1 protein-coding gene is annotated in these 827 nt (G+C 56.3%); it reads left to right on the top strand.

The genetic code is table 11. The features are described from left to right. Positions 1-49 precede the first annotated feature (49 nt). On the top strand, positions 50-827 hold a 778-nt coding region (locus ACR0C6_RS21590), incomplete at its 3' end, for a PAS-domain containing protein (protein ID WP_480621177.1).

The raw sequence follows: 827 nt of genomic DNA, 5'->3' as shown, positions 1-827 counted from the left end.
CTTTCCGACGTTTCCCGAAACTCCGGACTGCATTCGACAGGGGGGTAATTTGATCATCCCCGCCATAGACTGCACCGTTGAGCGTGACGTCATGTGCGAATGGATCGACGGCATAGTCAGGGTTCAGTTGCGTGAAAACAGCATCTGCCCTGCAACCATCCACCGTGAGGCGAACGATCCAATCCGCCTGGCAATGGAACGCGCGCCGTATCCCGTCTGGTTACTGGATGAACACGACACAGTTCGTTGGTGCAACGCAGCCTATATTTCGTTAGTGCGTAAAGTGCGAGGTCAGGATACAGATCTGACCGCGCCGTTGTTTCCCGGATCCGAAGAAGATGCCCGACTGGGTGGAAAGACGCGGGTTTCGATTTCGTCGGACGGCAGCGAAATCAAGCTTTGGTTCGATCTGACACGAGTCCACCATCCAGAGGGGCACTTATGTTACGCCGTCGACATCAACGCGATTGTCGACGCCGAAACCGCCCAGCGTAAATTTGTTCAGACGATGACCAAGACCTTTGCCCAACTGTCAATTGGCTTGGCGATTTTCGACCGCAACCGACAACTGGCCCTGTTCAACCCGGCCCTAATTGACCTGACCACCCTGCCCCCGGACTTCCTCAGCTGCCGGCCAAGCCTGTCCAGTTTCTTCGATAGGCTAAGGGATCAACACATGATGCCCGAACCCAAGAACTACCGAAGCTGGCGCAGTCAGATGAATGACCTGCTTGAGGCTGCCGAGGACGGGAATTATCAGGAAACGTGGTCGCTGCCCTCAGGGTCGGTTTATTCGGTTAGCGGCCGCCCCCATCCCGACGGTGCCG

It is taken from the genome of Ruegeria sp. AL12 (assembly GCF_056540885.1).
This window is presented reverse-complemented; position numbering and strand designations above follow the sequence as displayed.